Source organism: Streptomyces sp. NPDC026538, from assembly GCF_055567535.1.
Genome location: NZ_JBVHQG010000002.1, coordinates 1,269,078 through 1,294,435 on the forward strand (window position 1 = coordinate 1,269,078; position 25,358 = coordinate 1,294,435).

Consider the following 25,358-nt stretch of genomic DNA (forward strand, 5'->3'; position numbering starts at 1 on the left):
GGGCGGGCCGCGGAGACCGGGGCCTGGCCCGGGTTGTCAGTACCGCGGTCCACAATGGTCAGCGTCAGATCCCGTTCACGCATGAGCAAGGAGCCGGCAGCGATGGCCCGCCGCAGCACGAAGACCCCGCCGCCCGACGACTCGTACGAGGAGAGGATCCTCGACATCGACGTCGTGGACGAGATGCGCGGCTCCTACCTCGAGTACGCGTACTCGGTCATCTACTCGCGCGCCCTGCCGGACGCCCGCGACGGCCTGAAGCCGGTGCACCGCCGGATCGTCTACCAGATGAACGAGATGGGGCTGCGCCCCGAGCGCGGCTATGTGAAGTGCGCGCGCGTGGTCGGCGAAGTGATGGGCAAGCTGCACCCGCACGGCGACTCTTCGATCTACGACGCGCTGGTGCGGATGGCCCAGCCGTTCTCGATGCGCGTCCCGCTGGTCGACGGCCACGGCAACTTCGGCTCGCTGGGCAACGACGACCCGCCGGCCGCCATGCGGTACACCGAGTGCCGGATGGCCGAGGCGACCAGCCTGATGACCGAGTCGATCGACGAGGACACGGTCGACTTCGCGCCGAACTACGACGGCCAGGAGCAGGAGCCGGTGGCGCTGCCCGCCGCGTTCCCCAACCTGCTGGTCAACGGCTCGTCGGGCATCGCGGTCGGCATGGCGACGAACATGCCGCCGCACAACCTCGGCGAGGTGATCGGGGCCGCCCGCCATCTGATCCGGTACCCGAACGCGGACCTGGACACGCTGATGAAGCACGTCCCGGGCCCCGATCTGCCCACCGGCGGCCGGATCGTCGGCCTGGAGGGCGTCCGGGACGCGTACGAGACGGGCCGCGGCACCTTCAAGATCCGCGCCACGGTGGCGGTGGAGACGGTCACCGCCCGCCGCAAGGGGCTGGTCATCACCGAACTGCCCTTCACGGTCGGCCCCGAGAAGGTCATCGCCAAGATCAAGGACCTGGTCAACTCCAAGAAGCTGCAGGGCATCGCCGACGTCAAGGACCTCACCGACCGCGAGCACGGGCTGCGTCTGGTCGTCGAGATCAAGAACGGCTTCGTGCCCGAGGCGGTCCTGGAGCAGCTCTACAAGCTGACGCCGATGGAGGAGTCCTTCGGCATCAACAACGTCGCCCTGGTGGACGGCCAGCCGCTCACCCTGGGCCTGAAGGAACTGCTCGAGGTCTACCTCGACCACCGCTTCAACGTGGTCCGGCGTCGCAGCGAGTTCCGCCGCACCAAGCGCCGCGACCGCCTCCACCTGGTCGAGGGCCTGCTCACCGCCCTGGTCGACATCGACGAGGTCATCCGGCTGATCCGCTCCAGTGAGAACAGCGCGGAGGCCAAGCAGCGCCTGATGGAGCGCTTCTCGCTGTCGGAGATCCAGACGCAGTACATCCTGGACACCCCCCTGCGGCGCCTGACCAAGTACGACCGCATCGAGCTGGAGGCGGAGAAGGAGAAGCTCACCGCGGAGATCGCCGAGCTGACCCGCATCCTGGAGTCGGACGCCGAGCTGCGCAAGCTGGTCTCGGCCGAACTGGCCGCGGTGGCGAAGAAGTTCGGCACCGAGCGGCGCACGGTCCTGCTGGAGGCCTCGGGCGCCCCGGCGGCCGTGGTGCCGCTCCAGGTGGCCGACGACCCGTGCCGGGTGCTGCTCTCCTCGACCGGCCTGCTGGCGCGCACGACGAACGGCGAGCCGTTCCCGGAGGACGCCGACGGCAAGCGGGCCAAGCACGACGTGATCGTCTCGGCGGTCCCGGCGACCGCCCGCGGCGAGGTCGGCGCGGTGACCTCGTCCGGCCGTCTGCTCCGTATCAACGTGGTCGACCTGCCGCAGCTCCCGGAGACGGCGACCGCCCCGACCCTCGCGGGCGGCGCGCCCCTGTCCGAGTTCCTCTCCCTGGAGGACGGCGAGTCGCTGGTCTGCCTGACCACACTGGACGAGTCGTCGCCGGGTCTCGCCCTCGGCACCGAGCAGGGCGTGGTCAAGCGTGTGGTCCCCGACTACCCGTCCAACAAGGACGAGTTGGAGGTCATCACCCTCAAGGAGGGCGACCGGATCGTCGGCGCGATGGAGCTGCGCACCGGCGAGGAGGACCTGGTGTTCATCACGGACGACGCGCAGCTGCTGCGCTACCAGGCCTCCCAGGTGCGCCCGCAGGGCCGGCCGGCGGGCGGTATGGCGGGCGTCAAGCTCACGGAGGGCGCGAAGGTCATCTCCTTCACGGCGGTGGACCCGGCGGCCGACGCGGTGGTCTTCACGGTGGCCGGTTCACGCGGCACCCTCGACGACTCGGTGCAGACGACGGCCAAGCTCACCCCGTTCGACCAGTACCCGCGCAAGGGCCGCGCCACCGGCGGGGTGCGCTGCCAGCGGTTCCTGAAGGGCGAGGACTGCCTGGCCTTCGCCTGGGCGGGGCCGGTGCCGGCGAAGGCCGCTCAGAAGAACGGCACGCCGGCCGAGCTCCCGGAGGCCGATCCGCGCCGGGACGGCTCGGGTGTGTCGCTGCCGAAGACGGTGTCGGTGGTGGCGGGCCCGGTCTAGGCCCCGTACCCCTCCTCCTCAGGGCCTTCCTCCAGGCCCTGCACATAGCGCAGGACGCCCCACATGCCGTGCTCGTCGGCGTGTGGGGCGTCGTTCGTGCACGCGTCCAGTTCCTTGCGCAGGGCGGGCACGTCGATGCCGGAGCCGATGAGCACGAGCTGGGTCAGCCGCTCCTCGTCCCGCCCCCAGGGCTCCGGGTAGAACCGCAGGAACCGCCCCACGGCATGCACGGCGTACCGGTTCCCGGTGTCGTACGGCCCGAAGTCGACGTACCCCTTGATCCGGTAGAGCCCTTCGGGCCGGCTGTCGAGGAAGGTCATGAGCCTGCGGGGATCGAGTGGCCGGCCGGAGACGAAGGACAGGCTGTCGTACCGGCTGTGCGGGTGTCCCGCGTGCTCATCGCCTTCTGCATGCTCGGGCAGATCGTCGAAGGACAACTGCCCGATGCGCTCCTCCCCTGGCCGGCAGTCGAAGAGGAACTCGGGGTCGATACGGCCGTAGGTGGCCGGCACGACGGCGGCCCCGTGGTCGCTGAGCGACCGCACGAGCCCCAGGACACGCTCGCCGCCCCGCTCGGCCCGGTCGAGCTTGTTGACGACGACCAGGTCGGCGAGGGCGAGGTGCCGGTCGATCTCGGGGTGCTTCGCGCGTGTGTCGTCGAACTCGGCGGCGTCGACGACCTCGACGAGGCCGCCGTAGACGATGCCGGGGTGCTCGCTGGCGAGCAGCATCCGGACGAGTTCCTGAGGCTCGGCGAGACCGCTCGCCTCGATGACGATCACGTCGACACCGGTGGCCGGGTCGGCGAGCCGCTCCAGATACCGGTCCAGTTCGCTCGCGTCGACGGCGCAGCACAGGCAGCCGTTGCCGAGCGAGACGGTGGAGTCGCCGAGGGCGCCGGCCACGGCCATCGCGTCGATCTCGATGGCCCCGAAGTCGTTGACGATCGCCCCGATCCGGCTGCCTCCGCTGCGGTGCAGCAGGTGATTGAGGAGCGTGGTCTTCCCGGAGCCCAGGAATCCGGCGAGCACGACGACCGGGATCTGCTGGGGGCTGGGGCGGTGCTCCAACGGGGGCCTCTTTCGTACCGACGCGGACGTGATCGGTCCAGGATAGGAAACGACCTGCCGCCCAAGACCGCGCCCGTCGCCCTGGGCGTGCCGGGCGAGAAGCCACGGTTCGTGACGCTCGCCGCAGAGGCCTACCGAGCCGCGGCCGCCGCCCTCGGCGCCGGCCCCACATACCGTGCCACCGGCCGGATGATCTTCGAGTCGGCCGCCTGTTCCAGGATGTTGGCGCTCCAGCCGACCGCGCGGGCCGCCGCGAACGTCGGGGTGAACATCTCGCGGGGCAGGCCGCACAGTTCCATGACGACGCCCGCGTAGAACTCGACGTTGGTGTGGAGTTCGCGGCCGGGCTTCAGCTCGGCGAGGATGCGCTCCACATGGCGTTCGACCTCGACGGCGAACGCGACCCGGGGGCCGCCGAAGTCCTGCGCGATCTCGCGCAGCATGCGGGAACGCGGGTCCTCCGTACGGTAGATCGCGTGCCCGAAGCCCATCACGCGGTCGCCGGCCAGGACCCGTTCCCGGATCCACGGGTCGATCCGGTCCGGTGTGCCGATCGCGTCCAGGGTGTCCAGCGCCCGGCTGGGCGCGCCCCCGTGCAACGGCCCGGACAGCGCACCGACCGCCCCCACGAGGCAGGCCGCGACGTCCGCGCCGGTCGACGCGATGACGCGAGCCGTGAAGGTTGACGCATTGAATCCGTGATCAATGGTTGAGATCAAGTATTGCTCGACCGCACGCGCCTGCCGGGGATCCGGTTCCGAACCCGTCAACATGTACAGGTAGTTGGCCGCGTACGACAGGTCCGCGCGCGGCTCGACCGGGTCGAGCCCCTGTCCGAGCCGGTACAGCGCGGTGAGCAGCGTCGGCACGGCCGCACAGGCGACGACCGTGTCGGCGCGTCGCCGCTCCGCGTCTATGTCGTACACCGGCCGGAACCCCTGCGCGGCGCCGAGCAGCGAGAGCGCGGTGCGCATCCCGGCCAGGGGTCCGGACCCGCCGCTCGCCGCGGCCACCGCGGGCAGCGCCGCCCGGACCTCGTCGGGCAGGTGCCGCAGCGCGGCGGTCTCGGCGGCGAAGGCGGCGGCACGCGCCGCGTCCGGCAGTTCGCCGTGGACCAGGAGGTGCCAGACGTCCTCGAAGCCACGGGTGCGGGCGAGTTCGACGGCCGAGTACTGCCGGTAGTGGTAGAAGCCCTCGGCCCCCCGGACGTCCCCCACCTCGGTGTCGGTGACGACGACACCGGCGAGCCCACGCGGCACCTCGACAAGGGTCGACGCACTCCTGCTGACGGTCATGACATTGCCTCCGCTTTCCACCCTGAACTTGATTCGACTGTCCATGCTTGACTCATCGTCTGTCAATATTGATTGAATCAATATGTGTCGGACACGGCTACGGTGGCGCCATGCGCGATCAACAACCCGCTCCCGGCAGTCCCGCGCGACGGCTGAGCACCAAGGAGACCGCCGAGCTGCTCGGGGTGAAACCCGAGACCGTGTACGCCTATGTGAGCCGTGGCCAGCTGAGCAGCAGGCGTGAGCCCGGCGGCCGCGCCAGCACCTTCGACGCCGACGAGGTGGCGGCGCTCGCCCGGCGCAACAGGCGGGATGCCACGGGGAGTCCGGGGTCCGGCGGGGATCTGTCGGTACGCACCCGGATCACGCTGATCGAGAAGGACCGCTACTTCTTCCGGGGCGTCGACGCCACCGAACTCGCCGTGCGCCACTCCTACGAGGAGGTGGCCGAGTGGCTGTGGACGGGCCGGATGACGCCGGGCGTGACCCTCACCGCCCCGCGGGACACCGTCGCCGTCGCGCGCCGGGCCGTCGACGCGCTGCCGGAGCACACCTCCCCCACCGACCGACTGCGGGTCGCCACGATCGCCTCGGCCGCCGAGGATCCGCTGCGCTTCGACCTGTCCGAGGACGCCGTCCTCGGCACCGCGCGCGTGCTGATCCCCACCCTGGTCGCGGCGTTGCCCCCGCAGCGCGAGCGCCGGCACGACGACGGCCCGCTGGCCCACCGGCTGTGGCGCCGGCTGACAGGCATCGACCCCAGCGCCGCCGAACTGCGCGTCCTGGACGCGGCGCTCGCCCTGCTCGTCGACCACGACCTGGCCGCCTCCACGCTCGCGGTCCGGCTCGCCGCCTCCGCACGCGCCCACGCCTACGCGGCCGTGTCGGCCGGGCTCGGCGTCCTCGAAGGCCCCCTGCACGGCGCCTCCAGCGGCCTCGCCCACCGGATGCTGCTCGACGTCCTCGACCAGGGCACCGCCGTCCCGGTGATCGCGGACGAACTCCGCGCGGGCCGCCGTATCCCCGGCCTCGGCCACCGGCTCTACCAGGGCGAGGATCCTCGCGCGCGAGTCCTGTTCGGCCTCCTTGAGGAGGTCCCCCGCGCGGAGCCCGCTCTGCTCGCCGCCCGGGACGTCGTCGCCACGACCGCCCGGCACGCTCCACTGCACGCCAACGTCGACCTGGCGCTGGCCGTGTTCACGGCCTCCTGCGGCATGCCCGCCACCGCGGGCGAGACGATCTTCGCCGTCGCCCGGACAGCGGGATGGATCGCGCATGTCCTGGAGGAGTACGGGGAACGCCCGCTGCGGATGCGTCCCAGCGGTCACTACGTCGGCCCGAAGCCGCCGCAGCCGCTGCCGGAGTAGCCGACAACGGCCCACCGGCGAGGCGAACGGAGCAGGGCCGGAAGTCATCCCGGGGCAGAGTCAGGTTAGGCTCACCTCTGTGAGTAGGTGCACAACCGTCTCCCGGATGCTTGACGAGCCCGTTTCCGGCACCGCGGCCACCGCGACGACGTGGCTGCTGCTGGAACAGCCCGGCCCGTGGGGTGCCAAGGCGCTCACTTCGAGCCATCTGGACCCCGCCCTTGGCCGCGCCCTGGAGGCCGCCGCCAAGGGCACCGGCGTGCGGATCGCGCTCATCCGCCGCCCCGGCCGCCACGCCGATCCGGGCACCCCCGCCGTCCGCCAGGTGTACGCGGCCCACACGGTTCCCGGCAACGTCTGGCTGCACAGCGCTGCCACCCGCGACCCCGAGCGGCTGCTCGGCCTCGACTTCGCCGCGCTCGGTGCGGGCGACCACCGGTCGTTCGGCACGGCGCTCGACGGCCGGCCGCACGCGGGCGGCCCGCTCGCGCTCGTCTGCACCAACGGCAAGCGCGACCGCTGCTGCGCGCTGCTCGGCCGCCCGCTCGCCGCCGAACTGGCCGCGTCCGGCGTGGCGGGCACCTGGGAGGTCACCCATCTGGGTGGTCATCGCTTCTCGCCGACGGTGCTCGTGCTGCCGTACGGCTACGCGTACGGCCGCGCCGAGGCCCATGCCGTCAAGGAGGTCCTGCGCGGCGCCCAGGAGGGCCGTGTGGTGCTGGAGGGGTGCCGTGGGTGCTCCGCCTGGGAACGGCCCGGCCAGGCGGCCGAGCTGGCCGTGCGCGAGACGGTGGGCGAGTACGCGGCGGGCGTGCTGAGCGTCGTGCGCACCGAGGGCGCGGCCCCGCACTGGGACGTCACCGTCGCCCACACCGACGGCCGCCGCTGGCGGGTCGGCGTGGCCCAGGGCACCTCACTGCCGCCCCGCGCGGAGAGCTGCGGAGTGTCGGTGCTGGGGTCGCCGGCCCGGATGGACGTGGTGTCGCTGCGGGAACTGCGGACGACGACGGCTCTGGCGAGCTGACGCGGCGGCGAAGGTGGGCTGCCGCACCCGAGAAGGGTGAGCTGAGGCGACCCCCGATGACGGGTTTCCCCAAGAAATAGTCAAGAGATCCATGCCACACCCCCTACGGCCGGGCCCGCACGCCCACGTACCGTCGTGGGCATGAGCCCCACTCCTCCCGCACGCCGCCTGCGGCTCGGCCTGCCCCGACGGGCGTTCTCGCAGGTCCTGCTGATGCAGCTGGTGATCGCCGCCGGGGTCGCGGTGCTGGCGACCGGGCTCTTCCTGGCACCGCTGAGCAAACAGCTGGACCAGGAGGCGATGCGCCGGGCACTGGCGATCGCCCAGACCACGGCCCAGGATCCGCAGATCGCCGAGGGCGTCCTCACCACGCAGCCGAGCACGACCGGCCCGGTGCAGCGGGAGGCGGAGCGGATCCGGAAGGCCACCCGCGCCGAGTACATCGTGGTGATGGACCGGCGGGGGTTCCGCTGGTCGCACACGACTCTCTCGGAGATCGGCCGCCATGTCTCGACCGACCCGAGGGAGGCGCTGGCCGGCAAGGACGTCATGCAGATCGACAACGGCACCCTGGGCCGCTCCGCGCGCGGCAAGGTGCCGTTGTACGACGCGAAGCACCGCATCATCGGGGCGGTCTCGGTCGGTATCGCGTACGACAGCGTGCGGGCGCGCCTGCTCAGCGCCATCCCCGGGTTGTTCGCCTACGCCGGCGGCGCTCTCGCGGTCGGTGCGCTGGCCGCCTGGCTGATCTCCCGACGGGTCCAGCGGCAGACCCGCGACCTGGCCTTCTCCGACATCTCGGCGCTCCTCGCGGAGCGCGAGGCGATGCTGCACGGCATCCGGGAGGGCGTCGTCGCGCTCGACCGCGGCGGCCGCATCCGCCTGCTGAACGACGAGGCGAGACGGCTGCTCGGCATCGGCGACGAGGCCGTCGGCCGGTCTCCTGACGAGGCGCTCGGTGAGGGCCGTACGACCGATGTCCTGGCCGGCCGGGTGACCGGCACCGATCTGCTCACCGTGCGCGGCCAGCGGGTCCTGGTCGCCAACCGCATGCCCACCGACGACGGCGGCGCCGTCGCCACCCTGCGCGACCGCACCGAGCTGGAGCAGCTCGGCCGCGAACTCGACTCCACGCGCGGGCTGATCGACGCCCTGCGCGCCCAGGACCACGAGCACGCCAACCGTATGCACACCCTGCTCGGGCTGCTGGAACTGGAGATGTACGACGACGCCGTGGACTTCGTCGGCGAGGTGGTGGGCGACCACCGGGTCACCGCCGAGCAGGTCACCGAGAAGATCCAGGACCCGCTGCTGGCCGCCCTGCTGGTCGGCAAGGCCACCGTCGCGGCCGAGCGCGGGGTCGCCCTGTGGGTGTCGGACCGCACCTGGCTGCCGGATCGGCTGATCGACCCCAGGGGGCTGGTCACGGTCGTGGGCAATCTCGTGGACAACGCCCTGGACGCGGTCGCCGGCACTCCGCACGCGCGCGTGGAGGTCGAGTTGTGCGCCGAGGGCCGCGCGGTCGTCCTCCGGGTGTGCGACACCGGGCCTGGGATCCCGGCGGAGCAGCGGGAGCTGGTCTTCACCGAGGGGTGGTCCACCAAGAAGCCGCCCGCGCACGGCAAACGCGGCATCGGGCTCTCGCTGGTACGCCGGCTCGCCGAACGGCAGGGCGGCAGTGCGGACGTGGGCGAGGCGGACGGCGGGGGCGCGCAGTTCACGGTCGCACTCCCCGAGGCACTGACCGAGCCGGAACCGGCGCTCGTCCCGGCCGACGAGGAGACGCGATGATCGAGGTCCTGGTCGTGGACGACGACACCCGGGTCGCCCGGGTGAACGCCGCCTACGTCGAGAAGGTGCCGGGCTTCCATGTGGCCGGCGAGGCCCACAACGCGGCCGAGGCGCTGCTCCAGTTGGAGACGCTGCCCCGCCTCGACCTGGTGCTCATGGACCACTATCTGCCCGACGACACGGGTCTCGCGGTCGTCCAGGAGATGCGTCGGCGCGGCTACCGGACCGACGTGATCATGGTGACGGCGGCCCGGGACGTGTCGACCGTGCAGGCGGCGATGCGGCACGGCGCCCTGCAGTACCTCGTCAAGCCGTTCGCGTTCGCCGGGCTGCGCTCCAAGCTGGAGGCGTACGCCGAGCTGCGGCGCACCCTGGACGGCGGCGGCGAGGCCGAACAGGCCCAGGTGGACCGCATCTTCGGCGCCCTGTCCACGACGTCCGAGCCGGACCTGCCCAAAGGGCACTCCCCCACCACTGCCGAGCTGGTGCGCCAGTCCCTGATGAACGCCCAAGGCCCGCTGTCGGCCCAGGAGATCGCCGAACGGACGGGCGTGAGCCGCCAGACCGCCCAGCGCTATCTGAAGCTCCTGGAGCGCACGGGAAGGGCCCGGCTGACCCTCAAATACGGCGACGCGGGCCGCCCCGAACACCGTTACGTGTGGGCGACCCGCGGCTGAGACCCGCTCAACCGGCCGTCACTTGGCGGCCTCTGCTCAGCAGCCTCTACTTGGCAGCCTTGACGAACTCCGTCGTGTACGTCTTGCTGAGGTCGACATCCGCGTTCTGGATGTTCGTGTTGAACGCCTTCAGCACCTTCTCCACGGTCTCCGGGCCGTTCTCCGGCATCACGCCGTCGTCGGTGAACATCGGCAGCGTGCTCTTGATGGACTGCGTGTAGAGGGCCTTGTCGCCCTGGGCGTAGTCGGCGGGCATCTTGGCCGCGATCTCGGCGGCGCTGTGCGTGGACATCCACTTGAGCGTCTTGACGAAGGCATTGACCAACTTCTGGACGGTGTCCTTGTGACCGTTGACCCAGTCCGTCTGCATGTACAGGCTCGACGACGGGTACGGGCCGCCCAGCGCCTTCTGGGAGCCTTCCGGCGTCCGCATGTCCAGCAGGACCTTGCCCGCCTTCTTGTCCAGAATCGTGGCGACCGTCGGGTCGGTCGTCATACCGCCGTCGATGGCACCCTTCTGGAGCGCAGCGATGAAGGTCGCGCCCGCGCCGACGGCGACCGGCGAGAAGTCGTTGACCTTCACCCCGTTCTTGACGGCGAGGTACTTGGTGAGGAAGTCGGTCGACGACCCGAGGCTGGTGATGCCGAGCTTCTTGCCCTTGAAGTCCTTGGGCGAGGTGATGTCGCCGGCCGCCTTGGTCGAGACGACCTCCACCTCTCCGGGCGCACGCGAGAACTGCACGACGGACTCGACCGCCTTGCCCTTGGTCTGGAGGTCAAGCGTGTGGTCGTAGAAACCGACCGTTCCCTGGACCTGCCCGGCGACGAGCGCGGTCTCGGCCTGCACGCCGGCCGGCTCGGTCAGCAGCTCCACGTCGAGGCCCTCGGCGTCGAAGTAGCCGAGCCGCTGGGTGAGCATCGCGGGCATGTAGATGACCTTGTCCAGGCCACCGACCATGATCTTGACCTTCTCGCCCTTGCCGTCGCCCTTGCTGCCGGTGGCGGAGGTGCTGGCCGCGTCGTTGGCACACGCGGTGAGCGAGGAGAGGGCGAGCAGGCCGGCGGCGGCCAGCGAGGCGTATCTGGCGGTGGTGCGCATGGGGTTCACGTCCTTGTGAGAGGTCGGTGCGGTGAGAAGTGGAGGCTCAGCTGTCGGAGCCGGTCGGCTTCCAGCGGAAGATGCGGCGCTCGGCGAAGGTCAGCAGCCCTTCGGCAGCGAGGGCTACGACAGCGAGGATGACCATCGCGGCGTACACGCCGGCCGGGTTGAAGGTGTTCTGCGACTGCGAGACGAGCAGCCCGATGCCCTTGGTCGCCCCTATGTACTCGCCGACGATGGCGCCGATGAGCGCGAAGCCGAAGCTCACGTGGAGACTGGTGAAGATCCACGAGGTGGCTGACGGAACGACCACCTGGAGAGTCACCCGACGGTCGCTGGCACCCAGGATGCGGGCGTTGGCGACGAGGTTGCGGTCGACCTCCCGGGCACCCTGGAAGGCGTTGAAGAACACCGGGAAGAAGACCAGCACCACGGCCGAGGCGACCTTGGAGGACGGGCCGAGTCCGAACCAGATCAGGAAGATCGGGGCGAGCACGATCCTGGGGATCGAGTTGAGCACCTTGATGAACGGACCGAGAACATCGGCAAGGAAGTCGATCCGCCCCAGGGCGATTCCGAACACGACGCCGGCGATGACACCGATGACCCAGCCGAGCAGCGCCTCGTAGAGCGTGTACCAGATCTGCTCGCCCAGGGAGCCGAGGGCGGTGCCGTGGGTCACCCAGGTCCAGATCTGGTCCCAGATCTGGGAGGGCATCGAGAAGTTGAACGGGTCGATGACCTCGGCCCGGGACAGGACCTCCCAGAGACCGAGCACGGCCACCAGCAGCAGCACGCGTACGGCGAACACGATCGCCTTGCGTCTACGGGCGGCCTGGGCCCGCGACCGGGCGCGGTCCGGGCCGGCCTTGACCGTGTCGACGACCGGTGTGCTGAGCACCTCAGGCGACATGAGCGGCACCCCTCTCGCGGGTGATGCGGACCTCTTCGCCGAGGGACTCCCAGATCTCGCGGTAGATCTCGATGAACCGCGGCTCCAGACGCACCGACTCGACCTTGCGGGGGCGGGGCAGGTCGATGTCGAAGACCTGCTTGACGGTCGCGGGTCCTGCGGTCATGACGACGACCTTGTCGGCCAGCGCGATGGACTCCTCCAGGTCGTGGGTGACGAACACCACGGAGGCGCCCGTGCCCTCCCAGAGTTCAAGGAGCTCGTCCGACATCAGGGCCCGGGTCTGCACGTCGAGGGCGGAGAACGGCTCGTCCATGAGCAGGATCTCGGGGTCGTTGACGAAGGTCGCGGCGAGCGCCACGCGCTTGCGCTGGCCGCCGGAGAGCTGGTGCGGGTAGCGGTCCTCGAAGGCGGCGAGGCCGACCCGAGCCAGCCATTCGCGGGCCTTCTCCCTGGCCTCCGCCTTGGGCACGCCCCGGAAGCGGGGGCCAGCCATCACGTTGGACAGCACGGTCCGCCAGGGGAAGGTAGCGTCCTGCTGGAAGACGAATCCGACCTTGTCGCCGACGCCGGCCACCGGCTCACCGGCCACCAGCACGTCGCCCTCACTGGGCTCCTCCAGCCCGCTGACCAGGGTCAGCGTGGTGGACTTGCCACAGCCCGTCGGCCCTACGACGGCCACGAACTCACCACGCCCCACGGTGAGGTCGAGGTCGCGGACAGCCGTGTGCAGACCCCCCGACGGGGTCTTGAAGATCTTGCTCGCGCCCCGCAGCTCGATGGCGGGGCTGGTGTCTGCGCTCATGGGCCGGGACGGTAGGTGTGGCCCGGACCACAGCATCAGTCTTCTGGGCGCAAGCCGTTCTTTTGCTCGCAAGCATCTGTTGTGCTCTTTTTGCTCGCGCTACAACTGCGGAGCCGAAACACGGGCTTAACGCTCGCCGGCCTTGAAGGAGAGGCCTGATGATTGACGTCCTGGTGGTCGATGACGACTTCCGCGTCGCTGAGATAAACGCCAAGTACGTGGGGAAGGTTCCCGGCTTCCGGGTGGCCGCCCGCGCGCACAGCGCCGCCCAGGCCCTGGCCGCCGTGGAACGCGGCGCCATCGACCTGGTCCTGCTGGACCACTATCTGCCGGACCAGACCGGCCTCGAGCTCGTCCACCGGATGCGGGAACAGGGCCATGGCACCGACGTCATCATGATCACGGCCGCCAGCGATGTGGCCACCGTCCAGAGGGCGATGCGGCTGGGTGCCCTGCACTACCTGGTCAAGCCGTTCACCTTCGCCGCGCTGCGCACCCGCCTCGACTCCTATGCGGCGCTGCGCCGCACCGTCGACCGGGTCGGCGGCCGGGGCCTGACCGGCCAGGAGCAGGTCGACCGGATCTTCGGCGCGCTGCGCACCTCACCGGTGCCGTCCGCGCCCGGGCTGCCGAGCGGCCATTCCGAACCCACCAGCGACCTCATCTGCGGCGTCCTGCACCGAGCCGACCACCCGCTCTCCGCCCACGAGGTCGCCGCCGAGACGGGCCTCAGCCGCTCCACCGCCCAGCGCTACCTCCGTCACCTGGAACAGGTGGGCCGGCTCCATCTCTCCCTGAAGTACGGCGACACGGGCCGCCCCGAGCACCGGTACGCCTGGGTGGCGCCGTAGCGGCTCCGTAGCCGCTCCGGCACAGGTCAGACGGCCCCCGCCCCGGTCAGCGACCGCACCTCGGTCTCCGCCTGCTTGGCCTCGTCCGGAACCTCGTCCGAGGTGACCGTGCCGAGCCACCCGGCGAGGAAGCCCAGCGGGATGGAGACGATCCCCGGGTTCTGCAACGGGAAGTACTGGAAGTCAACGGCCGGGAACAGCGCGCCCGGGCTTCCCGAGACCACCGGGGACAGCACGACCAGCACCAGGGCCGGGACCAGCCCGCCGTATACGGCCCACACCGCGCCACGGGTCGTGAAGCCCCGCCAGAACAGCGAGTACAGCAGCGCGGGCAGGTTCGCCGAGGCGGTCACCGCGAAGGCCAGCCCCACCAGGAAGGCGACGTTCATGTCGCGGGCCAGCAGGCCGAGGGCGATCGCCACCACCCCGATGCCGACCGCGGCCGTCCGCGCCACCGCCACCTCGCTGCGCTGCTTGGCGTGCGGTCTGCGCAGCGAGGCATACAGGTCATGGGCGACGGACGCGGACGAGGCAAGGGTGATCCCGGCGACCACCGCGAGAATGGTCGCGAAGGCGACGGCCGCGACCACCGCGAACAAAACCGTTCCGCCTGTGGAGCCCGCGCCGCCGCCCAGATCGAGTGCCAGCAGCGGAACTGCCGTGTTCCCCGACGCGTTCGAGGCGCGCACCGCGTCCGGTCCGACGAGGGCCGCCGCCCCGAAACCGAGCACGATCGTCATCAGGTAGAAGCCGCCGATCAGCCCGATCGACCAGACCGCCGAACGCCGTGCCGCCCGCGCCGTGGGCACCGTGTAGAAGCGGGACAGGATGTGCGGCAGCCCCGCCGTGCCCAGCACCAGCGCCAACCCCAGACTGATGAAGTCCAGCCGGGCGCTCCAGCTGCCGCCGTACTTGAGGCCCGGCGCCAGGAACGACTTCCCGTGCCCACTGCGGTCGGCCGCCGTGAGCAGCAGGCGGTCGATGTCGCCGTGGAACCGCACCAGCACCAGCACGGTCAGCACCACCGTGCCGCTGAGCAGCAGGACCGCCTTCACGATCTGGATCCAGGTGGTCGCCCGCATGCCTCCCAACGACACGTAGATCACCATCAGCGCGCCGACCCCGATGACCGTCCACGCCTGCGCGGCCTGGCTCGTCCGCCCCAGCAGCAGCGCCACCAGGCTGCCCGCCCCCACCATTTGCGCCACCAAATAGAGAACGGACACGGTGATCGAAGAAGTTCCCGCCGCGATCCGCACGGGTCGCTCCCGCATCCGCGCCGCGATCACATCGGCGAGCGTGAACCGCCCGCAGTTGCGAACCAGTTCGGCCACCAGGAACAGCACGACCAGCCAGGCGACCAGGAAGCCCACCACGTACAGCAGTCCGTCGTAGCCGAAGAGCGCGATGAGGCCGGTCACACCGAGGAAGGAAGCCGCCGACATGTAGTCGCCCGCGATGGCAAAACCATTCTCCATCGGGGAGAAGAGCCGCCCGCCGGCATAGAACTCCTCCGCCGAACCATGCCGTCGTCGGCTCACCCACGTCGTGATCCCGAGCGTCACCGCGACGAACGCGCTGAACAGCAGCAGAGCCAACGTCTGATGATGCCCCGTCATGACTCACCGCCCCGGGCGCCCCTGGTCAGCTCCTGGGTGTCCCAGCGCAGCTCCAGCGCGGCACGGTCCCTGCGCAACCGCGCGTGCCGGGCGTAGGCCCAGGTGAGCAGGAACGTGGTGAGGAACTGCCCGAGGCCCGCGACCATCGCCACGTTCACGGCCCCTGCGACGGGCCTGGCCATCAGCCCCGGCGCGGTCGTCGCGGTCACCACATACCCCACGTACCAGGTGAGGAAGACGACGACTCCCGGCACCACGAACCTGCGATAGCGGCTGCGCACCTCCTGGAAGGCCGCACTGCGCTGCACCTCCAGATACACGTCACGGGCGCGAACGGCCGCCCCCTCCCGCTCCGACCGCGCGGCCGGTACGGCGGGAGCCGGTACCCCGGTGCCGTCCAGCTCGCCCCAGCCGGAGGCCAGCGCGTCGTACCAGGGATCCTCGTACCTGACTTCTCGGGAGGCCGCGCCGTACTCGCCCTGGTCCTCGTGCTGCTCGGCCGAACTCTCGGGACCGTCCCCGCCGTCGCGGTGACGATCGTTGCTTGACTGCATGCCCAAGGATGGACAGACCGGGAAGATCCCCGACACTTCTTCCCGCGGCTCTTCACCCCATCAGGTGACTCAATTCGCTGGTGGCCGCACCAGTCCCTTCGCGTAGGCGTAACGCACCGCCTGGGCCCGGTCCTTGAGGCCCGTCTTGGCGAAGAGGTTGTTGATGTGTGTCTTCACGGTCGCGGTGGAGACATGCAGTCTGCGGGCGATCTCCTGGTTGGTGAGCCCCTCGGCGATCAGCACCAGGACCTCGGTCTCCCGCACGGTCAGCCCGTCGGGCGCCTCCGTGGCCACGGCCGTCGGCTCGGGCTGTGACAGCCTTTCCAGCAGCCGCCGTTGGATGCTCGGCGACAGTCCCGCGTCTCCCGAAAGGACGCTCTGCACCGCCCGCACGATCTCGTCGCCGCCCGCGTCCTTGGTGAGATAGCCACGTGCACCGGCTTTCAGCGCCGGGAACAGCGACTCGTCGTCCGCGAACGTGGTGAGCACCACGACCTGTGTCCCCGGGTACTCCGCCCTGATCCGCCGGGTCGCCTCCACACCGTCGCAACGCGGCATCCGCAGATCCATCAGCACCACGTCCGGGGCGAGTGCGGCGACCAGCCGCACAGCTTCCTCCCCGTCGCCCGCCGCTCCCACGACCTCCACGCCGGGCAACAGGCCGAGGAGCATCACGATGCCCTCCCTGACCACTGTCTGGTCGTCGGCGACCACCACCCGCGCGGGCTTCTGCTCCACCTCCGTCATACGGGCACCCTCAACGTCACCTCGAACCCCTCGTCGTCACGCCCTGCCTCCAGCGAGCCACCCAGCAACTCGGCTCGCTCCCGCATACCCAGCAGACCGTACCCGCTGCCCGCACCGGTGAGATCGCCGGGACGACCGCCCGAATCCCTGACGTTCAGGGTCACTTCGTGCTCCTGATAGTCCAGCCGTACCTGGACCTTGGCGCCGTGGGCATGTTTGCGAACGTTGGTCAGCGCCTCCTGGGCGACGCGTCGTACGGTCTGCGACGCCTCTGCGGGCAGGGCCCTGCGTTCGCCCGTGACGGTGACCTCGGCACCGTCGGCCGAAGCGACGACCTCCGTGAGGAACTCCTCCAGCGGCGTCAGCTCGCCGCGCAGGGCGGACAGGGCCTGTCGGGTTTCGGCCAGTCCGTTGCTGGCCATTCCCCGGGCGGCCACGACCCGTTCGAGGATCTGCTCCCGGTCGGCTCCGCGCTCGATCAGCAACCGCGCCGCCTCCAGGTGCACCATCTGGGCCGAGAGACTGTGGGCCAGCACGTCGTGGATCTCCCGCGCGATCCTGGCCCGCTCCGCCAGCGCCGCCGACTCAGCCTCGGCCGCTCTCGCCGCGCGCTCCTGGGCCAGCAGCCGCTGAGCGTGCCCCCGGGCCTCGGCGTCGAGTCTCATCACGTAGCCGCCGAGTGCCAATCCGACGACGGTGGCCGCGGTGGTCAGCCATACGTCGTTGGTGAACGCGGAGTACGAGGCCAGGGCCACGGATGTGACGGGCACCGCGATCGCGATCGGCAGCCGCTCCACGGCGGAGATGCCGCAGCCGCACCAGATCACGAGGGCCGGTCCCCGGAATCCGTTGGCCTCCGCCGCCACCGCGACGGCCAGGAGGACACCGATGAGAAGCAGGGAGGGCACGAGCCGGTGGGCGTACGTGGTCCGGTAGAAGCCCCAGGAGGCCACGGCGGTCACGACGACACCCGCCACCACCGCGGCCATGCCCCAGCCGTGGACGTGCGACTGGTGGAAGGCGCCCCACAGCAGCAGGGCGAGGACCACCGCCCGCACAGCCCAGGCGAGCATGCGCCGGGGCCGGGTGACCCCCGCGCGGCCCAGCGCCTCGCGCGAGGGCCAGCGCGTCCAGACGTTCTCCGTCACACGCCTTCCTTCCTGGTGACCCGGGCCATAGCGTCACCGTACGCCCGGGTGGGACCGCCTGCGGACGGGGCGGAGGGGAGGGACTGCGCACGCCAGACGAGGATGCCGGCGCGAACCAGCAGCGTGACCGCCAGGCCGAGCATGAGGGCCGAGCTGTGCTGGTGGACGCCGACGAGGGCGCCGATGGCGACGAGACCGACGCGCACGGCTATCCCGGCGAACCAGACGATCGCGCTGGCCTTGGTGCTCTTGGTCCATACGACCCCGTCGGGCTCCGTCCACACCCGGGTGGTCCAGGCCCAGGCGGCACCCGTCCCCAGTCCCACCAGCAGCTCCGTACCGAGCAGCAAGGCGGATCCGGTGCGGTGATGGGCGTCGAGTATGCCGGGTTCGCGCAGTGCGACGACCGCGAGGATCACGGGCAGCAGCCACCAGCGCCGACCGGTGTCGATCGGGCGGGCGCGGAACTGGCGCACGATCACCACGACGACGACTGCCACGATCAGCAACGCGTTGACGAGCCCGGACATCAGTGCCTCCGTGAGCGGGAAGGGGGCGGTGCCGGGAGCGGGAGCTGCCGACACCTCCGACGCTACGGAAATGCGCAGGTCAACAGATCGGAGTGTGGGTGGACCACGGGTGGAATCCGACGAGCGGGATCTCTCCACCCCCGGGTGGAGGCGCCCGCGGGTGGGGCCGTGCGGATGGGGGCGCGCCGCGCATTTGGCGGGCACGCGACAGGTGGCGGGCGCACGGCAGATGGCGGGCGCGCGGTGCAAGGCGGGCGCGCGGTGCAAGGCGGGCGTGTTTCACCACCACTGCCTTCACCGCCGCCCACCTTCACCGGCGACCAGCGCACCGCCCCGTCTTCACCGGCGACCAGCTCAGCGCCCCGTCGGCCAAGACCCAGCGCAGCGGCTACGCGTCGATCCGCGAGCGGTCCAGCGTCGCCGCCGAGCCGGAGATGAACTCCTTTCGGGGAGCCACGTCGTTGCCCATCAGCAGGTCGAAGACCTGCTCCGCCGCTTCGAGGTCGGAGAGGTTGATCCGGCGCAGGGTGCGGTGGCGCGGGTCCATGGTCGTCTCGGCCAGCTGGTCGGCGTCCATCTCGCCGAGACCCTTGTAGCGCTGGATGGAGTCCTTGTACCGGATGCCCTTGCTCTGGAACTCCATGAGCTTGTCGCGCAGCTCACGGTCCGAGTACGTGTACACGTACTTGTCCTGCCCCTTCTTGGGCTGGACGATCTCGACGCGGTGCAGCGGCGGCACCGCGGCGAAGACCCGGCCGGCCTCGACCATGGGCCGCATGTAGCGCTGGAACAGCGTCAGCAGCAGGCAGCGGATGTGGGAGCCGTCGACATCGGCGTCGGTCATCATGATGATCTTGCCGTAGCGGGCCGCGTCGATGTCGAAGGTGCGGCCGGAGCCCGCCCCTATGACCTGGATGATCGCGCCGCACTCGGCGTTCTTGAGCATGTCCGTCACCGAGGACCGCTGCACGTTGAGGATCTTGCCCCGGATCGGCAGCAGCGCCTGGAACTCCGAGTTCCGGGCCAGCTTCGCCGTACCGAGCGCGGAGTCTCCCTCGACGATGAAGAGCTCGCTGCGCTCGACGTCGTCGCTGCGGCAGTCGGCGAGCTTGGCCGGCAGGGACGAGGACTCCAGGGCGGTCTTCCGGCGCTGCGCGTCCTTGTGCTGACGGGCGGCGATGCGGGTCCGCGCGGCGGCGACCACCTTCTCCAGGACCACCCGGGCCTGGGCCGCCGAGTCCCGCTTGGTGGAGGTGAGGAACGCCTTCAGTTCCTTGGTGACCACGTTGTTCACGATCCGGCGGGCCGCCGAGGTGCCGAGGACCTCCTTGGTCTGGCCCTCGAACTGCGGTTCGGCGAGACGGACGGTGACGACGGCGGTGAGGCCCTCCAGGGCGTCGTCCTTGACGATGTCGTCCTCGGCGACACGCAGCAGCTTCTTGGCGCGCAGCACCTCGTTGAGGGTCTCGCGGACGGCCTGCTCGAAGCCGGCCATGTGGGTGCCGCCCTTGGGCGTGGCGATGATGTTGACGAACGACCTCATGGTCGTGTCGTAACCGGTGCCCCAGCGCAGCGCCACGTCGACACCGAGTTCGCGGGTGACCTCGGTGGGGGTCATCTGACCGTGGTCGTCCAGGACCGGGACGGTCTCCTTGAAGGTGCCCTGTCCGGAGAAACGGAGGACATCGCAGACCGGCCTGTCGGTGGCCAGGTACTCGCAGAACTCGCTGATGCCGCCGTCGAAGCGGAAGGACTCCTCGCCCTTGCTGCCGTCGGCGCCGAGACCGTACTCGTCACGGACGACGATGGTCAGTCCGGGCACCAGGAACGCGGTCTGGCGGGCCCGCTGGTGGAGGGTCTCCAGGGTGAGCTTGGCGTCCTTGAGGAAGATCTGGCGGTCGGCCCAGTAACGCACCCGGGTGCCGCTGCGGGTCCTGGGGATCTTCTTGGTCTTGCGCAGCCCGCTCTTGGCCTCGAACTTCGCGTCCGGGCCGTCACCTGCGAAGACGCCGGGGACACCGCGGCGGAAGCTGATCGCGTGCACATGGCCGCCGCGGTCCACCTCGACGTCGAGCCGCGCGGAGAGCGCGTTGACCACCGAGGCACCGACGCCGTGCAGGCCGCCGGAGGCCGCGTAGGAGCCGCCGCCGAACTTGCCGCCGGCGTGCAGCTTGGTCATCACGACCTCGACACCGGACAGGCCGGTCTTGGGCTCGACGTCCACGGGGATGCCGCGGCCGTTGTCCCGGACCTCGACGGAGCCGTCGTCGTGGAGGATGACCTCGATGTGGTCGCCGTAGCCGCCCAGGGCTTCGTCCACGGAGTTGTCGATGATCTCCCACAGACAGTGCATCAGACCGCGACTGTCGGTCGATCCGATGTACATACCGGGGCGCTTGCGCACTGCCTCGAGGCCCTCGAGGACGAGCAGGTGCCGCGCGGTGTAGTTGGAACCGTCCCGGTCTGCTCCTGCCAGCAGCGCTGTGGACGGCACGGACGTATCGGCGGTCACGCGGTTCGCTCCTCGCTGAATTTCAGTGGAGCCCCTTTTGGGTAAGGGGCCGGCTTCGGTCGCCGTTCAGAGGGTACCGAGGCCTGGTAGAGCCGTTGTAACGCCACCCTCGTCGTGAACTCACCCTAGTCCACGGTCGCATGCGTGTTCGATCCCTCGTTGGAGTGAAGTACATATCACGTTCCCTTCGAGGCATGAACCATTTAGGCTCCGGGCACGTCCTCACAAACAACCGGCAACCCGGCCGGGAGGATGAGACCGATGAAACCGCGCGAACCCGTAAGCACTTAAGACGACGCAATACGGCACATTCGCCGCCAACCGGCAGCAGACGGCCACCTCGAAAGATTTTTTTCGAGGAGAAGCCCCGAGCGGGAACGTTTTCGGGCTGGTTGGATGTTGACCCTGGTACGACAGCTCGTCGAGCTAGAGAAGAGGCGACGTGACTACTGTTCTGACCCCCGCGAGCCACCTGACGGCCGCCGATCGCTGCGACCGCTGCGGCGCCCAGGCATACCTGCGCGTCGTGCTGCTCAGCGGCGGAGAACTGCTCTTCTGCGCCCACCACGGACGCAAGTTCGAGCCGGAACTCAAGAAGATCGCCGCTGAGATACAGGACGAGACGGAGCGGCTGACGTCCGTTCCGAACACCGCCTCCGAAGATGAGCGCTGACCTCTCGCACACACGACGAGCCAGCTCCGGCCCAGACCGGTGAACGGGCGGCCGCTCCCTCGGGAGCGACCGCCCGTCGTCATGTGCCCACAGCAGCCCTCAGGAGGGCTTGTGAGGCCTTCCTGAGCGGCTGAAGCCACCGTCCGGCCCGAGGGCCCGCACGACCTCGGAGACGCGCGTGTAGACACCGGGACTCCCCGGGCGGCCGCAGCCGCTGCCCCACGACACGAGTCCGATGAGCCGCCCCTGCGCCACCAGCGGTCCCCCGCTGTCCCCCTGACAGGCGTCGGGTCCGCCCGAGGTCTCCCCCGCGCACACCATGGAATCCGCCCGGTAGGTGCCGTCGGCGCCGCCGGGATAAGCCCGCTCGCACGCCTGGTCGGGCAGCACATGGACCTGCGCCGCGTACAGCCGGCGCGCGTAGTCGCCGCCACCCGTGATGTCGCCCCATCCGGAGACCAGGGCACCGGTGCCGGCCCGGTAGGCGGCGTCGCCTGCGGCGGCCATCTTGACGACGGCACCGGCCGGCAGGGGCTGCGCGAGGGTGAGGACGGCGAAGTCGCCGGTGTTCGCATCGGGGTCGTAGCGCGGATTGACCCGTGCGACGGTCACCGGGATCTCCTGGCCCTGCGTCGAGAGAAGATCCGTGCGGCCCGCGATGACCTTGAGGTCGCGCACCCGCTCGGCGGGCCCCCCGATCACCTCGTCGGCCAGGCAGTGGGCCGCGGTCAGCACCGTGGTCCGGCCGATTGCCACCCCACCGCAGAACTGGCCGGCCCGCGTACCTCCGAACCGGTCACGGCTGGACAGCGCGACCGTCCAGGGAGTCTGCGAGACGTCGACGGGGAACCCGCCGACGACAACGCTGTCGGCGACTGCCGGGGGCGGGCCGGCCAGCGGTATCACGGCGGTGACGGCCGCCAGGATCAGCGGTCGGATCAGGACCGGGGCAAAGGGACGGCGCATGCACGCTCCTCACTCTGGGTGGTACCAGGACACCCAGAGTCATCCAGCGCACCGCGACCCGCAGCCCGAAGGCCCGGTCCCCCACAGGGGAGCCGGGCCTTCGACGTCGTACGACCGCGACCTAGTCGAGGTAGTCGCGCAGCACCTGCGAACGCGAGGGGTGGCGCAGCTTCGACATGGTCTTGGACTCGATCTGACGGATGCGCTCGCGCGTGACGCCGTAGACCTTGCCGATCTCGTCGAGGGTCTTCGGCTGACCGTCGGTGAGGCCGAAGCGCATCGAGACGACGCCCGCCTCACGCTCGGAGAGCGTGTCGAGGACCGAGTGCAGTTGCTCCTGGAGGAGCGTGAAGCTCACCGCGTCGGCGGGAACGACGGCCTCGGAGTCCTCGATGAGGTCACCGAACTCGCTGTCGCCGTCCTCACCCAGGGGGGTGTGCAGGGAGATGGGCTCGCGGCCGTACTTCTGGACCTCGATGACCTTCTCGGGGGTCATGTCGAGTTCCTTGGCCAGCTCCTCCGGGGTGGGCTCGCGGCCCAGGTCCTGGAGCATCTGGCGCTGCACGCGCGCGAGCTTGTTGATGACCTCGACCATGTGCACCGGGATACGGATGGTGCGGGCCTGGTCGGCCATGGCGCGGGTGATCGCCTGACGGATCCACCAGGTGGCGTACGTGGAGAACTTGTAGCCCTTGGTGTAGTCGAACTTCTCGACCGCGCGGATCAGACCGAGGTTGCCCTCCTGGATGAGGTCCAGGAAGAGCATGCCGCGGCCGGTGTAGCGCTTGGCCAGGGAGACCACCAGACGGAGGTTGGCCTCCAGGAGGTGGTTCTTGGCGCGGCGCCCGTCCTCGGCGATGATCTCCAGCTCGCGCTTGAGCTTCGGGGCGAGCTTGTCGGCGTTGGCCAGCTTGTCCTCGGCGAACAGACCGGCCTCGATGCGCTTGGCGAGCTCGACCTCCTGCTCGGCGTTGAGCAGCGGGACCTTGCCGATCTGCTTGAGGTAGTCCTTGACCGGGTCGGCGGTGGCACCGGCCGCGGCGACCTGCTGCGCCGGCGCGTCGTCCTCGTCCTCGTCGGACAGGACGAAGCCCGCGCTCTCGGTGCCCTCGGGCTCCTCGGCGCCCGCCTTGGCCTCTTCGAGGACCTCTTCCTCGAGAATCTCGACGTCGTCCTTCTTGGCGGCGGTCTTCTTCGCCGGCACCGCCTTCTTCGCGGCGGTCGCGGTCTTCTTGGCGACGGCCTTCTTGGCGGTGGGGGCGGCCTTCTTGGCGGCGGCGGCCTTCTTCACGGACCCCGCCTCCTCGGCCGGATCGTCGGCTACGGAGGGGGACACGGCAGGGGCGGCCGTGGCGGTGGCCTTCCTGGTGGTCACCGTCTTCGCTGCGACCGTCTTGGTGGCGGTGCGCTTGGCCGGACTCTTCGCTGCGACGCTCTTTCGGGTGCGCTTGGGCTCCGCGGCACTGACCATCAGCGTCACACCCTCTTCCTCAAGGATCTGGTTGAGGCTGCGCAGTACGTTCTTCCACTGAGTGGCCGGAATCTGGTCAGCTTCGAAGGCCCGACGCACATCGTCGCCGGCGATCTGCCCCTCAGCCTTTCCCCGCTCAATGAGAGCCATGACAGAGACGGACTCGGCGATCTCCGGCGGGAGCGTACGGGATGTGCTGGCCGACACGAACAACCTCTCGGAACGTTGGAAAACGGCTTCCGGCCCCGTCCTGGACGGACTGGAGCCGACCGCCGGCTTGGGGATGGGCCGACGGCGCGGGCGGGGGCCGGGAAGATACACAGCGCCATGAATGGCGTCCGTATTCCCTCCGCGGCTGTCACCTCTTAGGTCATCGCGTTGTTCGCAAGAGCGTTACGCCCAATCTACGTGGCCCGAGTCACACCCCGTAAGCGCCCAAAAACGGTCAGATATGGGCAGAGGTTGTCGCCGCTGATCTCTCCGGGCGGTTCGGACGCCGACGCATGCGCCGTACGGCCGCCACCGAGCCTGGCATACACCGCTCGACCGGTGCGGTGTCTGTCGCTCGACCGTTGCCGTGTCCGTCATACGACCGCCGCGTGTCCGTCCCGCCGCCGGACCTCGCCGGAGCCCTGAGGGATCCGGCGAGGTCCGGCGGAAGCGGGGTCCAGGGCCGGTGGCGCTCCCAGAGCGCGGAACCGACCTGGCGCACCGCTATCGACGCGGGTCAGTGCTCACGCGGGGCGGGAACCACGCGCTCGACCTCGGGGTGGACGGTGAGCAGCTGACGCATGGCCGACTCGGCCGCCGTGCCGTCGCCCGTGCCGAGCGCGTCGACGATCCGCGCGTGCTGGGCCAGGGACGTCTCGTTCGGCCGCTCACAGCCGGTGACCGGACCGCCGGAGACGTGGAGGGCCGACGACACGATGCCGGAGAGGTGCTCCAGCATGCGGTTGCCCGCGATCTGGATGAGCATCGAGTGGAACTCGGCGTCCGCGCGCGAGAACGTCAGCGCGTCACCCTGCGCCATCGCGTGGCTCATGATCTCGACCATGTCGGACAGGCGCTGCTGGACGTCCTCCCGCCCGTGCCCGGCCGCGAGCCGCGCGGCGAGTGGCTCGATCGTCCAGCGCAGCTCGCTGAGCTCGCGGCGCTGGTCGTCGCGCTGCGGCCCGAAGGCCCGCCACTCGATGATGTCGGGGTCCAGGAGGTTCCAGTCACTGACGGGACGCACGCGCGTGCCGACGTTCGGGCGGGCACTGACCAGGCCCTTGGCCTCCAGGACCCGGAGGGACTCACGGACGACGGTGCGGGAGACCTCGAATCGCTGGCCGATCTCCTCGGGCACCAGCGGGCGGTCCGCGCCCAGGTCACCCGAGACGATCATCTGACCCAGCTGTTGGACGAGTTGACCGTGCAGTCCGCGGCCGCGGCTGCCCGCGGCACGCCGTCCCACCCGGCCCAGCTCGGGGTCCGGGCCCTCCCAGGAAGGTGCCCCGACACGATCGGTGGCCGGGGCATCCACGTACGGGTAGCGGTCGAGTTCGCCCGGGCCGACCAGACCAGAGTCTGCGGAGCGGGCGGCGGTCATCATGGTGTGCGCAAGGGTACTCACGGATCCTTTGTCGGCGCTGTCTCCAACTCCCTTGAGGTCTTTGGTGAAAAGCACACGAAAGGGTGATCGCTC

21 protein-coding genes are annotated in these 25,358 nt (G+C 70.2%); 7 read left to right on the forward strand and 14 right to left on the reverse strand.

Annotated elements, in window-relative coordinates; all coding sequences use genetic code 11:
• The first annotated feature begins 102 nt into the window (after positions 1-102).
• Positions 103-2,559, forward strand: a complete 2,457-nt coding sequence (locus ACZ4N4_RS12595; protein ID WP_453566615.1) for a DNA gyrase/topoisomerase IV subunit A — start codon at positions 103-105, stop codon at positions 2,557-2,559.
• On the opposite strand, the gene ACZ4N4_RS12600 is transcribed toward ACZ4N4_RS12595, so the two are convergent.
• Both ACZ4N4_RS12600 and ACZ4N4_RS12605 read right to left on the reverse strand, forming a co-directional pair.
• Positions 2,556-3,629, reverse strand: a complete 1,074-nt coding sequence (locus ACZ4N4_RS12600) for a CobW family GTP-binding protein (RefSeq protein WP_467587455.1) — start codon at positions 3,627-3,629, stop codon at positions 2,556-2,558. The two genes, ACZ4N4_RS12595 and ACZ4N4_RS12600, sit on opposite strands and share 4 nt — an antisense overlap.
• A gap of 131 nt (positions 3,630-3,760) precedes the next feature.
• Positions 3,761-4,924 carry a citrate synthase/methylcitrate synthase gene (locus tag ACZ4N4_RS12605; protein WP_467587458.1) on the reverse strand — a complete coding sequence of 388 codons (1,164 nt, stop codon included), beginning with the start codon at positions 4,922-4,924 and terminating at the stop codon, positions 3,761-3,763.
• Positions 4,925-5,034: 110 nt separating this feature from the next.
• Between ACZ4N4_RS12605 and ACZ4N4_RS12610 the strand changes: the two genes are divergently transcribed.
• The 4 genes from ACZ4N4_RS12610 (at position 5,035) to ACZ4N4_RS12625 (ending at position 9,783) form a co-directional block, all read left to right on the forward strand.
• On the forward strand, positions 5,035-6,291 hold the full coding sequence (locus ACZ4N4_RS12610; protein ID WP_467587461.1) for a citrate/2-methylcitrate synthase: 1,257 nt from the start codon (positions 5,035-5,037) through the stop codon (positions 6,289-6,291).
• Between the two features lie 79 nt (positions 6,292-6,370).
• On the forward strand, positions 6,371-7,315 hold the full coding sequence (locus ACZ4N4_RS12615; RefSeq protein WP_467587464.1) for a sucrase ferredoxin: 945 nt from the start codon (positions 6,371-6,373) through the stop codon (positions 7,313-7,315).
• Positions 7,316-7,456: 141 nt separating this feature from the next.
• On the forward strand, positions 7,457-9,106 hold the full coding sequence (locus tag ACZ4N4_RS12620) for an ATP-binding protein (RefSeq protein ID WP_453565802.1): 1,650 nt from the start codon (positions 7,457-7,459) through the stop codon (positions 9,104-9,106).
• Positions 9,103-9,783 (forward strand): response regulator, encoded by a 681-nt coding sequence (locus ACZ4N4_RS12625; RefSeq protein ID WP_467587467.1) that lies wholly within the window; start codon positions 9,103-9,105, stop codon positions 9,781-9,783. Before ACZ4N4_RS12620 ends, ACZ4N4_RS12625 begins: the two co-directional genes overlap by 4 nt.
• A 46-nt stretch (positions 9,784-9,829) precedes the next feature.
• On the opposite strand, the gene ACZ4N4_RS12630 is transcribed toward ACZ4N4_RS12625, so the two are convergent.
• Genes ACZ4N4_RS12630 through ACZ4N4_RS12640 form a run of 3 tightly spaced genes read right to left on the reverse strand, consistent with a single transcriptional unit; the run spans position 9,830 to position 12,600 of the window.
• Positions 9,830-10,882 carry an ABC transporter substrate-binding protein gene (locus tag ACZ4N4_RS12630; protein WP_467587469.1) on the reverse strand — a complete coding sequence of 351 codons (1,053 nt, stop codon included), beginning with the start codon at positions 10,880-10,882 and terminating at the stop codon, positions 9,830-9,832.
• A gap of 46 nt (positions 10,883-10,928) precedes the next feature.
• Positions 10,929-11,795 carry an ABC transporter permease gene (locus ACZ4N4_RS12635; protein WP_467587472.1) on the reverse strand — a complete coding sequence of 289 codons (867 nt, stop codon included), beginning with the start codon at positions 11,793-11,795 and terminating at the stop codon, positions 10,929-10,931.
• Positions 11,785-12,600 carry an ABC transporter ATP-binding protein gene (locus ACZ4N4_RS12640; protein WP_453565792.1) on the reverse strand — a complete coding sequence of 272 codons (816 nt, stop codon included), beginning with the start codon at positions 12,598-12,600 and terminating at the stop codon, positions 11,785-11,787. Before ACZ4N4_RS12640 ends, ACZ4N4_RS12635 begins: the two co-directional genes overlap by 11 nt.
• A 158-nt stretch (positions 12,601-12,758) precedes the next feature.
• On the opposite strand from ACZ4N4_RS12640, the gene ACZ4N4_RS12645 reads away from it, so the two are divergent.
• The gene (locus tag ACZ4N4_RS12645; protein WP_467587475.1) at positions 12,759-13,451 is read left to right on the forward strand and encodes a response regulator; all 693 of its coding nucleotides are present in this window, start codon (positions 12,759-12,761) and stop codon (positions 13,449-13,451) included.
• A 26-nt stretch (positions 13,452-13,477) separates the two neighbouring features.
• On the opposite strand, the gene ACZ4N4_RS12650 is transcribed toward ACZ4N4_RS12645, so the two are convergent.
• The 6 genes from ACZ4N4_RS12650 to ACZ4N4_RS12675 form a co-directional block, all read right to left on the reverse strand.
• Positions 13,478-15,070: a solute symporter family protein gene (locus ACZ4N4_RS12650; protein WP_467587478.1), complete on the reverse strand. Its 1,593-nt coding sequence runs from the start codon at positions 15,068-15,070 to the stop codon at positions 13,478-13,480.
• Positions 15,067-15,624 carry a DUF485 domain-containing protein gene (locus ACZ4N4_RS12655; RefSeq protein WP_467587481.1) on the reverse strand — a complete coding sequence of 186 codons (558 nt, stop codon included), beginning with the start codon at positions 15,622-15,624 and terminating at the stop codon, positions 15,067-15,069. The genes ACZ4N4_RS12650 and ACZ4N4_RS12655 overlap by 4 nt, the downstream gene beginning before the upstream one ends.
• A 69-nt stretch (positions 15,625-15,693) precedes the next feature.
• Positions 15,694-16,371 (reverse strand): response regulator transcription factor, encoded by a 678-nt coding sequence (locus ACZ4N4_RS12660; RefSeq protein WP_467587483.1) that lies wholly within the window; start codon positions 16,369-16,371, stop codon positions 15,694-15,696.
• Complete coding sequence (locus tag ACZ4N4_RS12665; RefSeq protein ID WP_467587486.1) at positions 16,368-17,519, reverse strand: sensor histidine kinase; 1,152 nt, start codon at positions 17,517-17,519, stop codon at positions 16,368-16,370. Before ACZ4N4_RS12665 ends, ACZ4N4_RS12660 begins: the two co-directional genes overlap by 4 nt.
• Positions 17,516-18,049: a DUF1453 domain-containing protein gene (locus ACZ4N4_RS12670; protein ID WP_467587489.1), complete on the reverse strand. Its 534-nt coding sequence runs from the start codon at positions 18,047-18,049 to the stop codon at positions 17,516-17,518. The genes ACZ4N4_RS12665 and ACZ4N4_RS12670 overlap by 4 nt, the downstream gene beginning before the upstream one ends.
• Positions 18,050-18,437: 388 nt before the next feature.
• Positions 18,438-20,561, reverse strand: coding sequence for a DNA gyrase/topoisomerase IV subunit B (locus ACZ4N4_RS12675; protein WP_467587492.1), 2,124 nt, complete (start codon positions 20,559-20,561; stop codon positions 18,438-18,440).
• A gap of 442 nt (positions 20,562-21,003) precedes the next feature.
• Here ACZ4N4_RS12675 and ACZ4N4_RS12680 point away from each other — a divergent pair, with 442 nt between their 5' ends.
• On the forward strand, positions 21,004-21,234 hold the full coding sequence (locus ACZ4N4_RS12680) for a DUF7455 domain-containing protein (protein WP_351326738.1): 231 nt from the start codon (positions 21,004-21,006) through the stop codon (positions 21,232-21,234).
• A gap of 99 nt (positions 21,235-21,333) precedes the next feature.
• On the opposite strand, the gene ACZ4N4_RS12685 is transcribed toward ACZ4N4_RS12680, so the two are convergent.
• From ACZ4N4_RS12685 to ACZ4N4_RS12695, 3 genes are all read right to left on the reverse strand, one after another.
• Positions 21,334-22,200 carry a serine protease gene (locus tag ACZ4N4_RS12685; RefSeq protein ID WP_467587494.1) on the reverse strand — a complete coding sequence of 289 codons (867 nt, stop codon included), beginning with the start codon at positions 22,198-22,200 and terminating at the stop codon, positions 21,334-21,336.
• Positions 22,201-22,321: 121 nt separating this feature from the next.
• Positions 22,322-23,878, reverse strand: coding sequence for an RNA polymerase sigma factor (locus ACZ4N4_RS12690; protein WP_453565769.1), 1,557 nt, complete (start codon positions 23,876-23,878; stop codon positions 22,322-22,324).
• Between the two features lie 520 nt (positions 23,879-24,398).
• On the reverse strand, positions 24,399-25,286 hold the full coding sequence (locus ACZ4N4_RS12695) for a FadR/GntR family transcriptional regulator (protein ID WP_467587497.1): 888 nt from the start codon (positions 25,284-25,286) through the stop codon (positions 24,399-24,401).
• Between the last annotated feature and the right edge of the window lie 72 nt (positions 25,287-25,358).